This is a genomic window from Allochromatium humboldtianum (assembly GCF_013385175.1).
GTDB classification, from domain to species: domain Bacteria; phylum Pseudomonadota; class Gammaproteobacteria; order Chromatiales; family Chromatiaceae; genus Thermochromatium; species Thermochromatium humboldtianum.
The window spans coordinates 167424-184419 of sequence record NZ_JABZEO010000004.1 but is presented as its reverse complement, the minus strand read 5'-3'; the positions used below and the strand labels follow the sequence as shown (position 1 = coordinate 184419).

The following is a 16996-nucleotide window of genomic DNA, read 5'->3' as shown; positions in this document are numbered from 1 at the left end:
CGTCTCCAGTACGCGCCGCGCGTCGACGAACGAGAACACCAACGAGGAAACGAGGACAGTCACATGCGAAAGATCCACTGGCTTGCCGTATTCACCGCCCTGCCCCTGCTGTTCGCCACGCTGGCGCCACGCGCCGAAGGCATGAACATCGCCGACACCGTGGTCAAGATGCCGCTGGCCGAAGATGTTTCCATCGACGACGCGATCGACTCCATGCTGCTGCGCGCCAACGGGCTGAACTTCAAGCTGGTCGCGCGCCAGCCGCTCTACAAGGAGCTGGAGGCCATGGGCGTGGAGACCAGGCACGTCGAGATCTTCCAGTTCTGCGACGCGCGCATCGCCGCCCGGATGCTGGCTGAGAACATCGATTTCGCCGCCTATCTGCCCTGCCGCATCACCCTGATCGAGGATCAGGACGGCAAGGCCTGGCTGGTGACGCTGGATCTGGACAAGGTGATGCAGATGGCCGACCTGCCGCCGAACCTCAAGGAACTGGCGATCAAGGTGCGCGACACCATGAACGAGATCATGACGGCCGGCGCCAACGGCGATCTGTAAGCCCCCTGCCCGACTCAACCGCCGCGCGCGGCCTTGCGCTCGCGCGCGTCCAATGCCCTACCGCCCCAGATCCTGGGCCGTTCCAGCCATTTCTGGATGAAAGACCAGGACGCCTGATAGCCTTCGTGCGGCAGCCGGCAGTCCGAGCAATCCTTGCGCCCGAGTCCGTGTTTGTCGGTATAGATCCGATAGGGCCCGGGACACTCGTAGGCGATGAGCGGGCAGTAACAGAACAGGCAGTTGAACGCCCGCTTCACCCCGGCATGGCAGGGATAGAACGGGCATTCATGGTTGGTGAAGCCTTTGTAGGCTTCGTTCGCCGTGGAGTCCCTGGGCTGCATCAGGCCGGCGAGATTTCGATCAGCACCTCGTCCGGATTGACCGCGTCGCCCTTGCCGACATAGACGGCGGTGACGGTCCCGGCGATCGGGGCCTGGATCTCGGTCTCCATCTTCATCGCCTCGGTGACGATGACCGGCTGACCGGCGATCACAGTATCGCCCTCCTTGACCAGCACATCGACGATGTTGCCCGGCATGGAGGTGGTGACATGGCCCGGTTGGCTCGGCTTGGGACGTTTGCCGCTGATGGCGCGCGGACCGGAAGCCGCCCCGCCGCCGGTCAGCACCAGCTCGTCGAGCGTCTCGACGACCACCTCTTCCGGGATGTCGTCGATGGTGAAATAGAAATGACGCTCGGCCTGCCCTTTGTGCCCAGCGCCCGTGACCTTGATGTGATAGGTCTCGCCGTGGACGTTGATATTGAACTCGGTCGGCGCGGCCTTGGCCGGCTCGTTGCTCGGCGGCGGCTCCAGCGGCTCGGGCGCCAGGGCGCCGGCGGCACGCTGATCGAGGAAGGTGCGCCCGATCTCGGGGAACATGGCATAGGTCAGCACATCGTCCTCGGAGAGCGCCAGTGGCCCGATCTCGTGCGTCAGTCGCTCCAGCTCGGGCTTGAGCAGATCGGCCGGACGGCACTCGATCAGATCCTCGTTGCCGATCGCCTGCTGTTGCAGGGTCGGATTGACGGCCGCCGGCGCGGCGCCATAGCGCCCCTGGAGATAGAGCTTCACCTCGTTGGTGATGGTCTGATAGCGCTTCTCGGTGAGCACGTTGAACACCGCCTGGGTGCCGACGATCTGCGAGGTCGGCGTGACCAGCGGCGGATAGCCGAGATCCTGGCGCACGCGCGGGATCTCTTCCAGCACGGCGCTCATGCGGTCGAGCGCGTTCTGTTCCTTCAACTGGTTAGCCAGGTTCGAGATCATGCCGCCCGGCACCTGATTGACCTGGACGCGGGTGTCGACGCCGGTGAACTCGCTCTCGAACTGATGGTACTTCTTGCGGATCTGGTAGAAGTACATCCCGACTTCCTGGATGGCCTCCAGATCCAGCCCGGTGTCGTACTCGGTGCCGCGCAGGGCCGCGACCAGACTCTCGGTCGGCGGATGCGAGGTGCCGCCGGCCATGGATGAGATGGCGGTATCGACGGTGTCGCAGCCGTTCTCGATCGCCTTCAGGTGGCACATGTCGGCCAGACCCGAGGTGGCGTGCGAATGCAGATGCAGCGGCAGATCGACGCTGTCCTTGAGCGCCTTGACCAGCTCGGCCGTGACGAAAGGCGTCAGCAGTCCGGCCATGTCCTTGATCGCAATGGAGTCGCAGCCCATCGCGGCCAGTTCGCGTCCCATCTTGACGAAACCGTCGACAGTGTGGACCGGACTGACGGTGTAACAGATGGTGCCCTGGGCGTGCTTGCCGGCGGCTTTGGTCGCCTCGATCGCGGTCTTGAGGTTACGCAGATCGTTGAGCGCATCGAAGATGCGGAACACGTCCATGCCATTGTCGGCCGCGCGGCGCACGAAGGCGCGTACCACGTCGTCGGAATAATGCCGGTAGCCGAGCAGGTTCTGGCCGCGCAGCAGCATCTGCAAACGGGTGTTGGGCAGCGCCTCGCGCAGCTTGCGCAGACGTTCCCAGGGATCTTCCTTCAGGAAGCGCACGCAGGCGTCGAAGGTCGCCCCGCCCCAGCATTCCAACGACCAGTAGCCGATGGCGTCGAGCTTGGGACAGATCGGCAGCATGTCCTCGGTACGCATGCGCGTGGCGAGCAGGGATTGATGCGCGTCGCGCAGAATGACGTCGGTGATGTTGATCTTCGGCATGGTGAAGCTCGCTTGAAGCCGGTCGGTTGTCTCAAAGCCCCGCATGAGCGGCGATGGCGGCGGCGAGCGCCGAGGCGATGTCCTCGCGACGGCGCTTGGTCGAATAGTTCAGGAGTTCCGGATGCGACTCCAGGAAGCCGGTGTCGAAGTTCGCGGCCCGGAAGTCGGGATGGCGCAGGATCTCCTGGTAGAACGGAATGGTGGTCTTGACGCCATAGACGCCCATGTCGCGCAGCGCCCGATGACCGCGATTGACCACGTCATCCCACTCGAGCGCCCAGACGATGAGCTTGGCCAGCATCGAATCGTAATAGGGCGGCACATGGTAGCCGGTATAGATGGCGCCATCGGTGCGCACACCCGGACCGCCCGGCGCGTAATAGCGCGAGATGCGCCCGAAGCTCGGCAGGAAGTTGTTCTTGGGGTCTTCGGCGTTGACGCGGAACTGGATGGCGAAACCGCGACGCTGGATCTGGTCCTGGCGGTAGCGCAACGGCAAGCCGGCCGCGACCCGGATCTGCTCCTCGACCAGATCGACACCCGTGATGGTCTCGGTGATGGTGTGCTCGACCTGGATGCGGGTGTTCATCTCCATGAAGTAGAAGCGCCCGTCGGAATCGAGCAGGAACTCCACGGTCCCGGCATTGGTATAGCCGACCGAGCGCGCGGCCAGCACGGCCAGTCCGCCGACGTACTGGCGCTGGGCATCGTCGAGCTGCGGCGAGGGGGCGATCTCGATCAGCTTCTGATTGCGCCGCTGGATCGAGCAGTCGCGCTCGAACAGATGGATGCAGTGACCGTGATGGTCGGCCAGCACCTGCACCTCGATGTGCTTGGGATTGACCACGCACTTTTCGAGGAACACCTCGGCGCGCCCGAACGCCTTGGTCGCCTCCGAGATGACGCGCTCGTAGTTGTGGCGCAGGGCGGCCGGGTCGTCACAACGCCGGATACCGCGCCCGCCGCCGCCCGAGGTCGCCTTGAGCATGACCGGATAGCCGATCTCCTCGGCGCAGGCGAGCGCCTCATCCAGACTGTTCAGATTGCCGGGGCTGCCGGGAGTGACCGGAACGCCCGCTTTCTGCATCGCCTGACGCGCGGCGGTCTTGTCGCCCATGCGGGCGATGACCTCGGCATTCGGCCCGATGAAAGTGATGCCGCGCCGTGCGCAGGTCAGCGCCAGCTCGGGGTTCTCCGACAGGAAACCATAGCCTGGATGCACGGCATCACAGCCGGTCATGACGGCGAGGTTGACGATATTGTGGACGTTGAGATAACCGGCGAGCGGATCGCTGCCCAGACTGTAGGCCTCGTCGGCCTTCTTGACATGGAGCGAGTGACGGTCGGCCTCGGAATAGATGGCCACCGAGCGAATGCCCAGTTCGGCACAGGCTCGGATGACGCGCACGGCAATCTCGCCACGGTTGGCGATCAGGATCTTACGAAGCATGGATTAGCCTCTGGAACGGCCGGCCGCTGGCCGCAATGGCGTTGGCGAGCGAATTGGATCGAGTGCTGGGAAGCACCGTCGAATTACCTGCCATGCGGTCATCAGGTTATCGAAGGGGCTTCCATGCGGCTGGAACGATTCGGCCCGCGATGGATGCTGCTAAGCAGCAATATAGCGGAAGCGCGTATTCCTGCAAAGAGATTGCAGCTGTCGATTGTGACAGCGAGAACGAAAAAAGCCCTCACTAGGAGGGCTTTTTTCTGAATTTGGAGCGGGAAACGAGACTCGAACTCGCGACCCCAACCTTGGCAAGGTTGTGCTCTACCAACTGAGCTATTCCCGCTGAAGAGACGCCCATTATAGGCGATTTTTTCAGTCCGTCAAGCCTATTTTGAAATTTATTTTGGCTGACTGTCGTTCGACTGATCCGCTCGACCTGAAAGGCTCGGCCAAGCAGACAGCAAGTATAGCACCATCGACCAGAGCGTGAGAAGAGCCGCAACGTAGAGCAGCACCACGCCCAACCCATAGGTCCAGGGACCGAACACCGACTCACGCAGGATCAGGATCACGATCGAGATCATCTGCGCCGTGGTCTTGACCTTGCCGAGCGCGGAGACGGCCACCGCCGCACGCGCGCCGATCTCGGCCATCCATTCACGCAGGGCCGAGACCGTGATCTCGCGCCCGATGATGACCATCACCGGCAGCGCGATCAGGATGCGCGGATCGGCCTGCAACAGCACCACCAGCGCCACGGCCACCATCAGCTTGTCGGCGACCGGATCGAGAAAGGCGCCGAGCGGCGAGGTCTGATTCCATTTGCGTGCCAGATAGCCGTCGAGCCAGTCGGTCAGAGCCGCCGCGCCGAAGACGGCCGCGGCCGCATAGGGCGCCCAGACCGAGTCGAGATAGAAGACGACGACGAACACCGGGATCAGCGCGATCCGCAGCAGCGTCAGGATATTCGGCAGGTTCCACATGATGTCAGGCTTGGTCTCGATGGAAGGCGGCGTGAATGCGCTGGGCCAGCGGGCGGCTGATGCCCTCGACCCCGGCGATGTCCTCGACGCCGGCGCGCTCCAGACCGCGCAGTCCGCCGAAGTGTTTGAGCAGACGCTGACGGCGTTTGGGGCCGAGTCCGGGGATATCCTCCAGTGCCGAGGTCACGCGCGCCCTGGCGCGACGCTGACGATGGCCGGTGATCGCGAAGCGGTGGGCCTCGTCGCGGATCTGCTGGATCAAATGCATGGCCGGCGAGTCGCTCGGCAGTATAACGGGCGCCTCCCGACCCAACAACCAAAGGCGCTCGGCGCCGGGACGTCGATCCGGCCCCTTGGAGACGCCGATCAGATTCAGGCCATGCAGACCCAGTTCCTGGAGAGCGTCGTTGACGGCGGCGAGCTGACCGCGTCCGCCGTCGATCAGGATCAGATCCGGGATCGGATACTCGCCCTGCCCCACGCGCTTGTAACGGCGCGTCAGCGCCTGATCGAGCGCGGCATAGTCGTCGCCCGGCGTGATGCCGGTGATGTTGAAGCGCCGATAGTCGGATTTGCGCGCGCCCTCGCCGTCGAAGACCACGCACGAGGCGACTGTGTGCTCGCCCTGGGTATGGCTGATGTCGAAGCATTCCATCCGCTCCGGCCGGTCGGCCAGTTCCAACGCCTCGCGCAGCGACTCCAGCCGCCGCGCATAGCCGGCCTGACTGCCGAGCCGCTGCTGGAGCGCGAAACGCGCATTGTCGCGCGCCATCTCCAGCCAGCGGGCGCGCTCGCCGCGCACCTCGACCTGGAGCCGAACCGCCCGCCCCGCCCGCTCGGCGAGCGCCGCGCGCAGGATCTCGGCCTCGTCCGGGCACGTGCTCAGGATCAGGGTGTCCGGAACCTCGTGCACGGCATAGAACTGGGCCAGAAACCCAGCCAGTAGCGCCGACTCCTCCATGTCCGCCGGCGCTTTGGGGAAGAAGGCCGTGTTGCCCAGATGCCGCCCGCGCCGCACCACGAACACCTGCATGCACCAGACATCGGTCTCGCGCGCGGCGGCGATGATGTCCAGATCGCCGTCCTCGCCGATGACCGACTGACGCTCCAGCACCCGGCGCAGGGCCTGGATGCGGTCGCGATACTGGGCCGCGCGCTCGAACTCCAGCGCCGTCGCCGCCGTCTCCATGGCGCCGATCAGCTCGTCGATCACCTCGCCGGCACGTCCGTCAAGGAACTTGGCGGTGCGCGCCACGTCCTCGGCATACTGCTCGGGCGTGACCAGCCCGACGCAGGGCGCGCTACAGCGCTTGATCTGATACTGCAGACAGGGACGCGAGCGATGGCGGAAGAACCCGTCCTCGCACTGGCGCACTGGAAACAGCTTTTGCAGGATCTGTAAGGTCTCGCGCACCGCCCAGGCGCTCGGATAGGGGCCGAACAGCCGCCCCTCGGTCCGGCGCGGGCCGCGATAGAAGGCCAGGCGCGGATAGTCGTCCTGAGTGGTGAGCTGGATGTAGGGGTAGCTCTTGTCGTCGCGCAGCAGCACGTTGAAGCGCGGCTGGAGCGACTTGATGAGCTGGCTCTCCAGCAGCAGCGCCTCGCCCTCGGTGCGGGTGACTGTGACTTCGATGTCAGCGATCAGACTGACCAGACGCGCGTGACGCGGCGTGAGCGTGCGCCCGAAATAGCTGGAGACCCGGCGCTTGAGATTCTTGGCCTTGCCGACATAGAGCACGGCGCCCCCGGCATCGAGCATCCGGTAGACGCCGGGGCCGACGGGCAGGTCTTTCAGCCGTCGGCGCGGGTCGGCGGGTGTTTCAGGGACAGTGTTCATCGGTCAGGAGACGCGCAACACAGCGCTCCCAGGTCTCGGGCGTCACGGCCAGCTCATTGAGTCCCCAGTCGCGCTGATCGAGCAGGACCGGGTTGTCCTCGATACCGCGCCGCAACGCCAGCAGCACGCGCGCGAGCCGGGCGACGGCGATCAGGGCGCGCAGATGGACATCGAAGTCTTGAGGCGGCTCGAAAGCGTGTTGATGATAGATCGCCAGGGCCACGGACTCGGGCAGATGCCAGGTGCCGGCCAGCAGGAAACCGACCGTGACATGATCCGTGCCCAGGGCGCGGCGTTCGTAGTCCATCAGCGTCGCAGGCGCGGTCAGCGCCTGGAGCGTCCACTCGTTGCCGTAGTCCTCGATCAGATCGGCGAAGATGAGACTGCCGACGCCCTGCATCAGCCCGAACAGATAGGCTTCGTCCAGCGTCAGCTCGGGCGCCAGCGTGGCGACCGAGGCGGCCATGCGCGCCTGTTCCTGGATGAAGTCGAGGATCAGACGCGCTCCGCCCTCGCGTTCGCCGATCAGACGGCTGAAGGCCTCGGCCGTCACCAGATTGGTCAGGCGTCGCAGTCCGATCAGGGTGACGGCCTGCCGGACGCTGCTGATCTTGGTGCGACTGGCGAAGAGCGGCGAGTTGATGGTCTTGAGCACCTGGCCGGTCATGGCCAGATCCTGCGCGATCAGATCGGCCGCCTGGATCAGATCCGGGTCGGGGCGGCGCAGCTCGTTGCGCAGACTCAGGACGATGTCGGGAACCTGCGGCACCTTGGCGCGTCGCACGACCTGGAAGGCGGTTTCGAGGTCGGCGCGCGGCGGATAGTGATCGCTATGACTGGAGGCGGCTGAGTTGACCATGAACGCTGAGATTGCCCCTGGATGTCTGAACGCTGAGTTCTGCCATTAAACCGCGTTTGGCCCCAAATCCCCAATTACACGATTTCGCCGCATTTGTAGCGCATCATGGCGCGCTTCATTTCTCAATCCTTAACAGTTGGAGGATGGTCATTGGACACGCAATTCTGGTTGGACCGCTGGGACCGGCGTGAGATCGGCTGGCATCTCAGTGAGATCAATGCCCATCTTCAGGAACATTGGCCCAAGCTGGGCCTGGCGCGCGAGACGCGCGTCTTTGTGCCGCTGTGCGGCAAGACGCTCGATCTGGTCTGGCTGGTCAGTCAGGGGCATCGGGTAGTCGGGGTGGAGTTGAGCCGGCTCGGTATCGATGAGTTCATGGCCGAGCACCGGCTCGAACCCCGGATCACCGAGCTGGGGGCGTTGCGCGTCTATCAGGTCGATGAGCTGGTGCTGTTCCAGGGCGACTTCTTCGACCTGCGTCGCGAGCATCTCGACGACGTCGGCGCGGTCTTCGACCGCGCCTCGCTGATCGCCCTGCCGCCGCCGATGCGCGCGCGTTATGCCGAGCATCTGCGCGCCATCCTGCCGCGTCCGGTCGACCGACTGCTGATCACCCTCGACTACGACCAGAACCGGATGAGCGGTCCGCCCTTCTCGGTCCAGCCGCCCGAGATCGCACAACTGTTCGGCGGTGATCATCGGATCGAACTCCTGGCCGAGATCGACGCCCTGGCCGAGTCGCCGAACTTCCGCCAGCGCGGACTCACCGCGCTCACCGAGCGCGCCCATTGGCTCAGGCCGCACGCTTGAGCGGCGGATGCGCCCAGAAGTCATCGAGCGCCTCAACCGTCTCGGCGAGCTTCTCCCAGTGCGGCAGTCCCCTGTGCGGCTCCAAGGTCACGCGATGCCAGGTGTCGTGACGCACGATGAAGCTCGGCAGACGCTCGAAGCGGATGTAGGGATCCTGGTCGGCGATGACCAGCACCGGGCAATCCGTGAGCCTGTCGTAGAGCAGATCGATGGCGTCGGGCGTGAACAGGCGCATGGCCAGAAAGGTCAGCGGCGCATGGTGCGCGCCCGGCTGATGCGCGGTGGCCCAGGCATGGTCGATCATCTCCTGCGGCACCAGACCGACGAAGGAGCGGCTGAGGAAATGCCGGATGCTCGGACGCGAGGCGACCAGACCGTAGACCCATTGGCTGAATTTGGGCCATTTCATCAGTGTCCCGACCGGGCTTGAACTCGGCAACGGCTGTTCGCCGAAACCGGTCGGCGAGATCAGCACCAGCGAGGTCAGATGCTCAGGCGCCAGCCGCGCGGACTGGGCGGCGAACTCGCCGCTCAGCGAGAGCGCGATCAGGTCGGCCGGCTCGCCGACGACCTGGGTGAGGAAATCGGCGATGGCGTGCGCATAGAGTTCGGGTGAGTAGCCCTCGGCGCGGCGCTCCGAGTGCCCGAAACCGGGCAGATCCAGGCTGTAGACCGGGCGCGAGAGACGATAGTGCTCGAACAGCGGGCGCATCTCGAAGCTGCTGGAAGCCGCGTTGATGCTGTGGATCAGCACCAGCGGACGGCCTGGATGGGCGCACTCGGCGTAATAGGCCAGACGCCAGCCGTCGCGGGTGGTGAAGTCGGCGCGCGGGGCGGCGATGGCCTCTGGGAGCGCCTTTTGACCTGGGTGTTGGAGATTCATCTGTAGGTACCTCGCGTTTCGAATTTGTTAGGCGTGCGCCGCTTCCAGCACATCCAGCACCTCGCTGAAACGCAGTCCCTCCAACGCCAGCGCGAGTGTCTGCGTGGTCTGCTCGCCGTATACGGCGATAAGATCCGATTGCAGTTCAGCGAAGAGACGCCGTGCCGGCTGTGGTCGATTGGCGCTCAAGGCGGCACGGAAACGATGGAGTTTGTCGGCATCCAGGGTGGTCACGGACGCCGCGCTCTCCGATGCAGACGGAAGCGGTCTGGCCGGCGCCTGCTCGCCCAGATAGACCATGAGTTCACGATGCAGGGTCGCGAAGCATTCATCGAACCGGGTCGCGTGCGCAGTGAGTGCCGCCTCATCGACCGGACCATCCGTCTTGACGGTCTCTTCCAGCGCACCCGCGCGCCGGGCCAGCTCCATCGCACCGAGATTCGCTGCTGCACCGCGCAGGCCATGCAAACGCGCGGCGGCACTCGCACATGCACCCTGCGCCAGATCGGTCTGAACCAGACGGGGAATGTCGTCGATATCGGAGAGGAAACGGCACAGCAGGCGCCGTGTGAGTGCCGGATCGCCCTGAGTGAGCTGGGCGAGGCGCTCGGGGTCGATTCCAGGTACGGGGCTGGGAAGCGGAGCGGATGACTCGGAGCGATCGGTCGCGTCTGGTTCGTGTTCCGGAGGAGCGGACGCTGAGACCCGGGCGCCGACCCGGCGCAGCAGCCGCTCGACCAGATGCTCCAGTTCCACCGGCTTGGCCAGGAAATCGTTGCAGCCGGCCTCGCGTGCACGTTGCTGTTCCTCGCGCAGTACACCGGCGCTCAGGGCGATCACGGGCAGCGCCGGCCGTTTCAGTTCCTGACGAATGGCGCGGGTCGCGCTCAACCCATCCATCACCGGCATCTGCACATCCATCAGGACGGCATCGAAACGCCATGGATGCGCCTGCAACTGTTCCAATGCCTCCCGACCATGGCGCGCCGGAACGGCATTCGCTCCTTCCAGCGCCAGCAACCGTGTGATGACCTCCAGATTCGAGGTGTTGTCGTCGACCGCCAGCACGGTCAACCCCTCCAGACGCCGGCCGCGCGGACGCGGCGCCAGGGTCGCCTCAGACAGGTCGTCCGCTCCGGCGGCCACGCGCTCGAGGACCAGCTCGAACCAGAAGGTACTGCCCTGCCCTTCACGGCTCTCGACACCGATGGCGCCGCCCATGAGCTCGACCAGACGCTTGCTGATCGACAATCCCAGCCCTGTACCGCCGAAGCGGCGTGTGATGCTGGAATCGGCCTGGGCGAAGGGTGTGAACAGATGTTCCAGCGCCTCGGGCGCAATGCCGATGCCGGTGTCCTCGACCCGAAAACGCAGACAGGCGCTCTGCTCGGTGATGGCCAGCGGCTCGATCCCGACCCGCACCGCCCCCTGATCGGTGAACTTGACGGCATTACTGATCAGGTTGGTCAGGATCTGCTCCAGACGCAGCGGATCGGTCAGCACCCGACCGCTCAACGCCGGTGCAGGCGCGATCTCCAGCGCCAGTCCCTTGGCGCGCGCCGCCTCGCCATGGAGCGATTCGAGCCGTTGCAGCAATCCGCTCAGCGTACAGAGACGCGACTCGATGGCGAGCTGATTGGCCTCGATCTTGGCCAGATCCAGGATGTCGTTGCTGATCTGGAGCATGGCCCGACCGGCGAGCCGGATGCGCTGTACCAGCGAACACTGTTCCGGCGGCAGGTCGGCCTGTTCCAGCACTTGGGTCAGCCCGATGACCGCGTTCAGGGGCGTGCGCAGTTCATGGCTCATGTGGGCCAGGAAGTCGCTCTTTGCGGCCGTGGCGGCCTCTGCGGTGAGCTTGGCTTCGACCAGCGCCTGTTCGGCCCGCTTGTGTTCGGTGATGTCGCTCGCCAGACCGTCGATGATGACCTCGTCGCCGACCACTCGCCGCTGGATGGAGCGATCGCGCAGCCAGTGCCAGTGGCCCCAACGATCCTGGATGCGATATTCCAGATCGAAATGGGCGCCCTGCTTGAAGGCGGCGATCACGGCCTGCACTCTGGAGCGATCATCCGGATGGATCGATTGATTCCACAGATAGGGATTGGCTTTGAGCTCAGCGAGACTGTAACCGAGCACGGCCTCGACGCGCTCAGACCAAACGACCCCGCCGCGCTTGTCGGAGAAGGAATAGACGATGTCCGGCAGGCTCTCCACCAGACTGCGGTAGCGCTCCTCGCTCTCGCGCAAGGCCTGCTCGGCGCGTTTCTGGGCGCTGATGTCGCGTGTGCTGCTGATGAAGACGTTGCGGCCCCCGATGTGCGCGCCCTGGATGCTGACCTCGGCGTCATAGAGGCGGCCGTCCTTGCGTCTGTGACGGGTCTGGATCAGCGTGTTGACCGCGAGCGGATCGGCGAATCCGGCGCGGATGTCGGCTTCGGTGGCCTTGGCGTCGACGTCCCAGGAATGCAGGCCGATCAGCTCGTCCGGGGTATAGCCGAGCAGCTCGGCGAACTTCGGATTGGCCTCGATGAGTCGATGCTCGTGATCGAAGATGGCGATGCCGTCACGTGAATGCTCGATCAGTGCGCGTCGCCACTCGGCCTCGTCGACCAGCGCCGTCCTGGCGGCTGTTTCGGTTCCGCTATCGTGCCAGACGCCGACGAAACAGTCGCGGTCATGCAGCCGGAATGCCTGCACGCTGACCTGCACATCGAGGATACCGCCATCCTTGCGGCGATGGCGACTCTCGAGGCGAAGCTTACCGCCGGTCTGCGACAACCAGGCCAGATTCGCGCGTATGCCGGCCTCGTCCGGATCGGCCTGGATGTCGAGCAGCGACAGATGCATCAGTTCATCGCGCTCGTACCCCAACAGCCGGCAAACAGCGTCGTTGACCTCGATGAAGCGCAGCGTCTCAGCGTCGATCAACTCGATGGCGTCGCCGGCCTGATTGAAGATGAGATGGTAGAGTTCCTCGCGCCCGCACAAGGCTTCGCGCATGTCGCGCGTGGTTTGGTATCCAGGATTGGTCAATGCATCGCCCTGAGACGATGCACTCCCCTTGGAGGGATCCGCCTCCTCGGGGATGGTCGATACATCCATCTAGGCTCTCGACGGTTGAGATGGCACGGCTGACGCGCGATTCTCGATGGCACCGACAAGAACGATCAATGACGGAGGTCAGTCAATATTGGTGAACACGAGCGCGCTGTTGAGCGAATAGTGCTACACCCGGTTGCGTAACGCAATTTTGGCTGGCGAGAGTGAGACGGCGAATCGAGCGGGTTCACAGCCCATAGGGTTCGCGATACCAGTCGCGCAGGACTTTGAGGTCACGCGCCGGCAGATAGTCGTAGGCGCCCATGAGATCGGCATGGACGGCCTCGGCCAGCTTGTGCGAGACCTCGCGGCTGGTGAGCATGTGGAAGTACCAAGCGAAGGGATAGCCGGCCTCGCGGTCGAAGCCGTGGATCTGATTGGCCAGCTTCGCGCCGCGTGCGACCTCTCCGTCCGGCAGCGCCGGGATGCGGCCGGTCAGCGCCGAGACCGGCTTGGCGCTCATCCGTCCCTCGCCGTCGCGATCCAGGTACTCGCGGATCGCCAGCACCCAATGATGGCAGAAGGATTCGGATTCGGCGGTCGAGCTGCGATCCCAGTCATCGAGGAAACGCCGCAGCTTGGGACCGGCATCGGGCGAGCCGATCAGATCCGGAATGTGTGTCAGGCGTCGGAACAGGAAACGCGGCTCTCCGATCGGCTCAGGTTCGAGACGCGGAAATTCGAACGGATCGACGAACTCGGCCAGGCTCTCGGGGAACCAGTCCGGGTCCGTGAGCGTGCGGTCGATGACCTCTTGCAGCTCCTCGATCTCGATCTGGATGAAGTCGCGCGCCAGCGAACCGGTCGGGGCGACCAGATAATGCGTGCGTCCGTTGAGGCGTGTAGCGAAATACCGGACGTCGGAGAGCTTGAACAGCAGTTCATCGACATCGCCGCCCGATTCGGACTCGGCCCACTCGGCGAGGTTGTGGGCGATGCGGTTGCCCTCCAGATCCACCACCCCGCCGAGCCGGTGCCAGCCGGCGCGGGTCATGACGTGCCGGATCTCCAGATCGGGCCGTTCGGACTGAACCGCCGCCAGCAGTGCGTCCATTCCGGCGCCGGCGGTCAGATCCTGACACACTTGGGCAAGCCGCACGCTCGGGTCGGCGCCGGCGGCTGATGTCTGGGCGCTCGACGTCTCAGGCATGGGCCTCGACCTCCGCGAGCAGCAGCCCGGTCGCGCACTCGGGATCGCGCGTGAGCTTCAGACAGTGCGCGCGCCCGTCGACCAGATAGAGGTTGAAATCCTCGTCGGCGAGAAAGGGCTCGTCGGCGCCCAGCTCATCGTCCAGACAGTAGCTGAAATGCAGATCGCTGAAATGTTCGCGCAGGACCGAGAGCGTCTGGTCGTTGAGACCGGCGCGGCGGACGATCTCGGCGATCTGCTGGATCTGGATGGACTCGATCATGCCTCGGCCTCTTCGCGCTCGAACCGCACCCGTGCCTCGGGCGCATGGCCCATGACCTTGGCCAGCCAGGGCGGCGCCTTGCCGGCGAGGATGCCTTGCAGCGCCTGCAAGCGCTCGCGGATCGGGCCACCCAGCGTGTCCTTGATCGGATGGATGTCGCGCTTGACCACCTTGGCCGCCGCCGGACCGCCGATGGAAGCGACATAGAGCACCTGACAGTCGGCGATCAGTCCGGCGCGATAGGCGTTGCGGTCATAGCCGGCCTGGGACTCGTCGACCGTGCGCACATCGATCAGGCGGATCTCGCTCGCCGAGACCTGATAGATCAGGAAGCGGCGCGCGGCGCCGAAGTGCCCGTCGAGTTCCTCGCCGTGATCCGAGGCACAGGCCACGCGGATTGAGTCGGGCATGTCGCCTTCGGCATAGGGTTCGACGGCGGGCGGTGGGTCGGGCTGCTCGACGCCCTCGCCCTGGAGGATGGCCAGCGCCGCCCTGAGTTCGCTCTGATCGAGATGGGCGAATTCGCCGTCACCGGCCTGCTTCAGATCCTTGACCCTGACCGTAGCCAGCCGCTCGGCGCTCGGCGGCAATCCGACGAGTTCGGCCAGCACCCGCAGCAGTCGCGCTGGATCGGTGTCCGGCAGCGTCCGCGCGGCCAGGCCGATGCGCAGTGCCATGTCCTCGGTGAGCGTGGTGGTGGCCATGTCGTGTCCCCTGCTGGTGGCGTTGGATCAGTGGTCTTGAGCCTCTCTCCCCTTGTGGTAGAGGGGTTGGGGAGAGGGGCATCCGGCTCAGGCCGGAACGATGCAGTCGTCTTCCATGCAGGCTTCCATGCACTGCGGGGTGCCGGGCTCGCCGTCACCCTCGCATTCGCTGCAAGTGCTGGCGTCGATCTTGTAGACGCCCTTGAAGGGCGTGATGGACATGGTCGGGCACACGGGTTCGCAGTCGCCGCAGGCGGTGCAGAGTTCCTTGACGATCTTCAGGGCCATGGGATGTCTCCTGTGTTCGGTTCACTCGTCCCCGCGCTTGAAGCGCAGGGTGGTCGGAAAGCTGGGCGGCGGGCTGATCGGATCGATGTACCAGCGCGATCCGTCGGTCAGCACCACCTCGCCGCCCCAGGTCTCGGATGTATCGGTCTCCACGGAGGCGATGGTCTCCTCCATGTCCTTCTTGGCGACGTAGAAGAGCAGGTCTCCGGCGTCGTTCTTGCGAATCATCACGTTGGGCATCGGGATCTCGCCTCGTTTCTCGGTTCGGACACGGGAACCCGAAGCGTCGGGAGGACGCTTCAGGTTCCAGACTCCCGACTAGCGCACCAGGTCGTAGTTGAAGTCGGTCACGCCCATCTCGCGGGTCTCTTCGTCCAGACGCTCCAGCACCGCGTTGACGATGGTCGTCAGCATGTACATGGCGCCCTCGTAGCCCAGGGTCGTCATGCGATGCAGGTGATGACGGTCGAAGATCGGGAAGCCGAGACGGATCAGCGGCACCTCGAACTCCTTGCCCTTGTGGAGGGTGTCGCGCTGGATGAACTTGCCGTAGCTGTTGCCGATCAGGAAATCCGGCTTGTCGGTGAAGCACAGCGAACGCAGGTGCCAGAGGTCAGCGCCGATGTAGACGGTGCCGCCGGCGCCGTAGGGCGAGGAAGCCAGCACCTTTTCCACTTCCTTCTTCCAGCGCTTGTTGGCGTGGTTGCAGAGGATGTGGGTCGGCTCGGCGCCCAGCTCCAGCAGGAACTTGGTCAGACCCAGCACGAAGTCAGCGTCACCGTAGAGCGCGAACTTCTTGCCGTGCAGCCAGGTGTGGCTGTCGGTCATCATGTCGACCAGACGACCGCGCTCCTTGGCCAGCGACTCGGGGATCTCCTTGCCGGTCAGACGCGAAACGGTCATCAGGAACTCGTCGGTCCACTCTAGACCCATCGGGATGTTGATGTGGCTGACCGGGTGCTTCCAGGTGATCTCGGCGAACTTCTTGGTCTTGGGCAACTGCCAGGGCTGGAGCAGCAGGGTGTCGATCGCGTTGGGCGCGTCCTTCATGTCGGCGATCGGGGTGCCGCCGGCATACATGCGGAACTCGCCGTCGGCCGGGGTGTCGAGCACCTCGGTCGGGTCGCACAGCAGGCTGTAGCCGACGCCCATCTCCTGCATCATGCGGTGCATGACGCGGTAGTTGCCGAGATAGGTCTCGAATCCGGGCACGATGTTGATCTTGCCGTTGGAGCCGACGACCTTGTCGTCCATCTCGTTGAGCGTGAAATAGCGCTGGAAGCCCTCGAACATGTTGTCCCAGCCGGTGGTGTGGCTGCCGACGAAGCTCGGGGTGTGCGCGAACGGGGTCGGGAATTCCTCGGGAATGTGCCCTTCCTTCTTGGCGTTGCCGATGAAGGCGTTGAGGTCGTCACCGATGACCTCGGCCATACAGGTGGTCGAGACCGCGATGCACTCGGGCTTGTAGAGCGCCTTGGCGTTCTCCAGACCGTCGAACATGTTCTTCTGACCGCCGAACACCGCCGCGTCTTCGGTCATGGAGTCCGACACACAGGCGACCGGCTCTTTGAAGTGGCGGTTGAAGTAGGTGCGGAAATAGGCCACGCAGCCCTGCGAACCATGCACATAGGGCAGGGTCTTCTCGAAGCCGAGCGCGCACAGCACCGCACCGAGCGGCTGACAAGCCTTGGCCGGGTTGATGGTCAGCGCTTCGCGCTTGAAGTTCAGCTCCTGGTATTCCTTGGTGGTGGTCCAGGCGAAGGTCTCCTCGATCTTGTCCATCGAGGGCGCTTCTTCGACCAGCTCGCGCTTCTTGGCGAGGTTCTCGACATAGTCCGCGTCACGGAACAGCGGGTAGCAAGGCTTGATCTTATCGACGGTCTGGCTCATGGGGGTGCTCCTGCCGCGCCGCTAATCCGCGGACGACGACATCAAGTTGGGAATCC

At 64.6% G+C, this 16996-nt stretch carries 16 protein-coding genes and 1 tRNA gene; 2 read left to right on the top strand and 15 right to left on the bottom strand.

Annotated elements, in window-relative coordinates; all coding sequences use genetic code 11:
- Window positions 1–63 precede the first annotated feature (63 nt).
- Window positions 64–558, top strand: a complete 495-nt coding sequence (locus HW932_RS07595; RefSeq protein ID WP_176975888.1) for a DUF302 domain-containing protein — start codon at window positions 64–66, stop codon at window positions 556–558.
- A gap of 14 nt (window positions 559–572) precedes the next feature.
- On the opposite strand, the gene HW932_RS07590 is transcribed toward HW932_RS07595, so the two are convergent.
- From HW932_RS07590 to HW932_RS07560, 7 genes are all read right to left on the bottom strand, one after another.
- Window positions 573–899 carry a cysteine-rich small domain-containing protein gene (locus tag HW932_RS07590; RefSeq protein ID WP_176975887.1) on the bottom strand — a complete coding sequence of 109 codons (327 nt, stop codon included), beginning with the start codon at window positions 897–899 and terminating at the stop codon, window positions 573–575.
- On the bottom strand, window positions 899–2722 hold the full coding sequence (gene oadA / locus HW932_RS07585; protein ID WP_176975886.1) for a sodium-extruding oxaloacetate decarboxylase subunit alpha: 1824 nt from the start codon (window positions 2720–2722) through the stop codon (window positions 899–901). The genes HW932_RS07590 and oadA overlap by 1 nt, the downstream gene beginning before the upstream one ends.
- Window positions 2723–2753: 31 nt before the next feature.
- A complete protein-coding gene (locus HW932_RS07580) occupies window positions 2754–4172 on the bottom strand; it encodes an acetyl-CoA carboxylase biotin carboxylase subunit (protein ID WP_176975885.1) in 1419 nt (472 codons plus the stop codon).
- Between the two features lie 267 nt (window positions 4173–4439).
- Window positions 4440–4515, bottom strand: a tRNA-Gly gene (locus tag HW932_RS07575).
- Window positions 4516–4570: 55 nt separating this feature from the next.
- Entirely contained in the window at window positions 4571–5155 is a 585-nt protein-coding gene (gene pgsA, locus HW932_RS07570; protein WP_176975884.1) for a CDP-diacylglycerol--glycerol-3-phosphate 3-phosphatidyltransferase, read from the bottom strand.
- A gap of 4 nt (window positions 5156–5159) precedes the next feature.
- Window positions 5160–6992, bottom strand: a complete 1833-nt coding sequence (gene uvrC, locus HW932_RS07565; RefSeq protein WP_176975883.1) for an excinuclease ABC subunit UvrC — start codon at window positions 6990–6992, stop codon at window positions 5160–5162.
- A complete protein-coding gene (locus HW932_RS07560) occupies window positions 6976–7851 on the bottom strand; it encodes an HDOD domain-containing protein (RefSeq protein WP_176975882.1) in 876 nt (291 codons plus the stop codon). Before HW932_RS07560 ends, uvrC begins: the two co-directional genes overlap by 17 nt.
- Before the next feature lie 150 nt (window positions 7852–8001).
- Between HW932_RS07560 and HW932_RS07555 the strand changes: the two genes are divergently transcribed.
- Window positions 8002–8661: a thiopurine S-methyltransferase gene (locus HW932_RS07555; RefSeq protein WP_176975881.1), complete on the top strand. Its 660-nt coding sequence runs from the start codon at window positions 8002–8004 to the stop codon at window positions 8659–8661.
- On the opposite strand, the gene HW932_RS07550 is transcribed toward HW932_RS07555, so the two are convergent.
- The 8 genes from HW932_RS07550 to nifK form a co-directional block, all read right to left on the bottom strand.
- Window positions 8645–9544, bottom strand: coding sequence for an alpha/beta fold hydrolase (locus HW932_RS07550; RefSeq protein ID WP_176975880.1), 900 nt, complete (start codon window positions 9542–9544; stop codon window positions 8645–8647). The genes HW932_RS07555 and HW932_RS07550 overlap by 17 nt on opposite strands.
- A 27-nt stretch (window positions 9545–9571) precedes the next feature.
- Complete coding sequence (locus HW932_RS07545) at window positions 9572–12649, bottom strand: PAS domain-containing hybrid sensor histidine kinase/response regulator (RefSeq protein WP_176975879.1); 3078 nt, start codon at window positions 12647–12649, stop codon at window positions 9572–9574.
- A gap of 184 nt (window positions 12650–12833) precedes the next feature.
- Window positions 12834–13796: a hypothetical protein gene (locus HW932_RS07540; RefSeq protein WP_176975878.1), complete on the bottom strand. Its 963-nt coding sequence runs from the start codon at window positions 13794–13796 to the stop codon at window positions 12834–12836.
- Entirely contained in the window at window positions 13789–14058 is a 270-nt protein-coding gene (locus tag HW932_RS07535; RefSeq protein WP_176975877.1) for a DUF6129 family protein, read from the bottom strand. The genes HW932_RS07540 and HW932_RS07535 overlap by 8 nt, the downstream gene beginning before the upstream one ends.
- On the bottom strand, window positions 14055–14762 hold the full coding sequence (locus HW932_RS07530) for a dinitrogenase iron-molybdenum cofactor biosynthesis protein (protein WP_176975876.1): 708 nt from the start codon (window positions 14760–14762) through the stop codon (window positions 14055–14057). Before HW932_RS07530 ends, HW932_RS07535 begins: the two co-directional genes overlap by 4 nt.
- A gap of 87 nt (window positions 14763–14849) precedes the next feature.
- The gene (locus tag HW932_RS07525) at window positions 14850–15050 is read right to left on the bottom strand and encodes a 4Fe-4S binding protein (protein ID WP_176975875.1); all 201 of its coding nucleotides are present in this window, start codon (window positions 15048–15050) and stop codon (window positions 14850–14852) included.
- 21 nt (window positions 15051–15071) lie between these two features.
- Window positions 15072–15290, bottom strand: coding sequence for a putative nitrogen fixation protein NifT (gene nifT / locus HW932_RS07520; RefSeq protein WP_012971075.1), 219 nt, complete (start codon window positions 15288–15290; stop codon window positions 15072–15074).
- A 78-nt stretch (window positions 15291–15368) separates the two neighbouring features.
- Entirely contained in the window at window positions 15369–16940 is a 1572-nt protein-coding gene (gene nifK, locus HW932_RS07515) for a nitrogenase molybdenum-iron protein subunit beta (RefSeq protein WP_176975874.1), read from the bottom strand.
- Window positions 16941–16996: the final 56 nt, after the last annotated feature.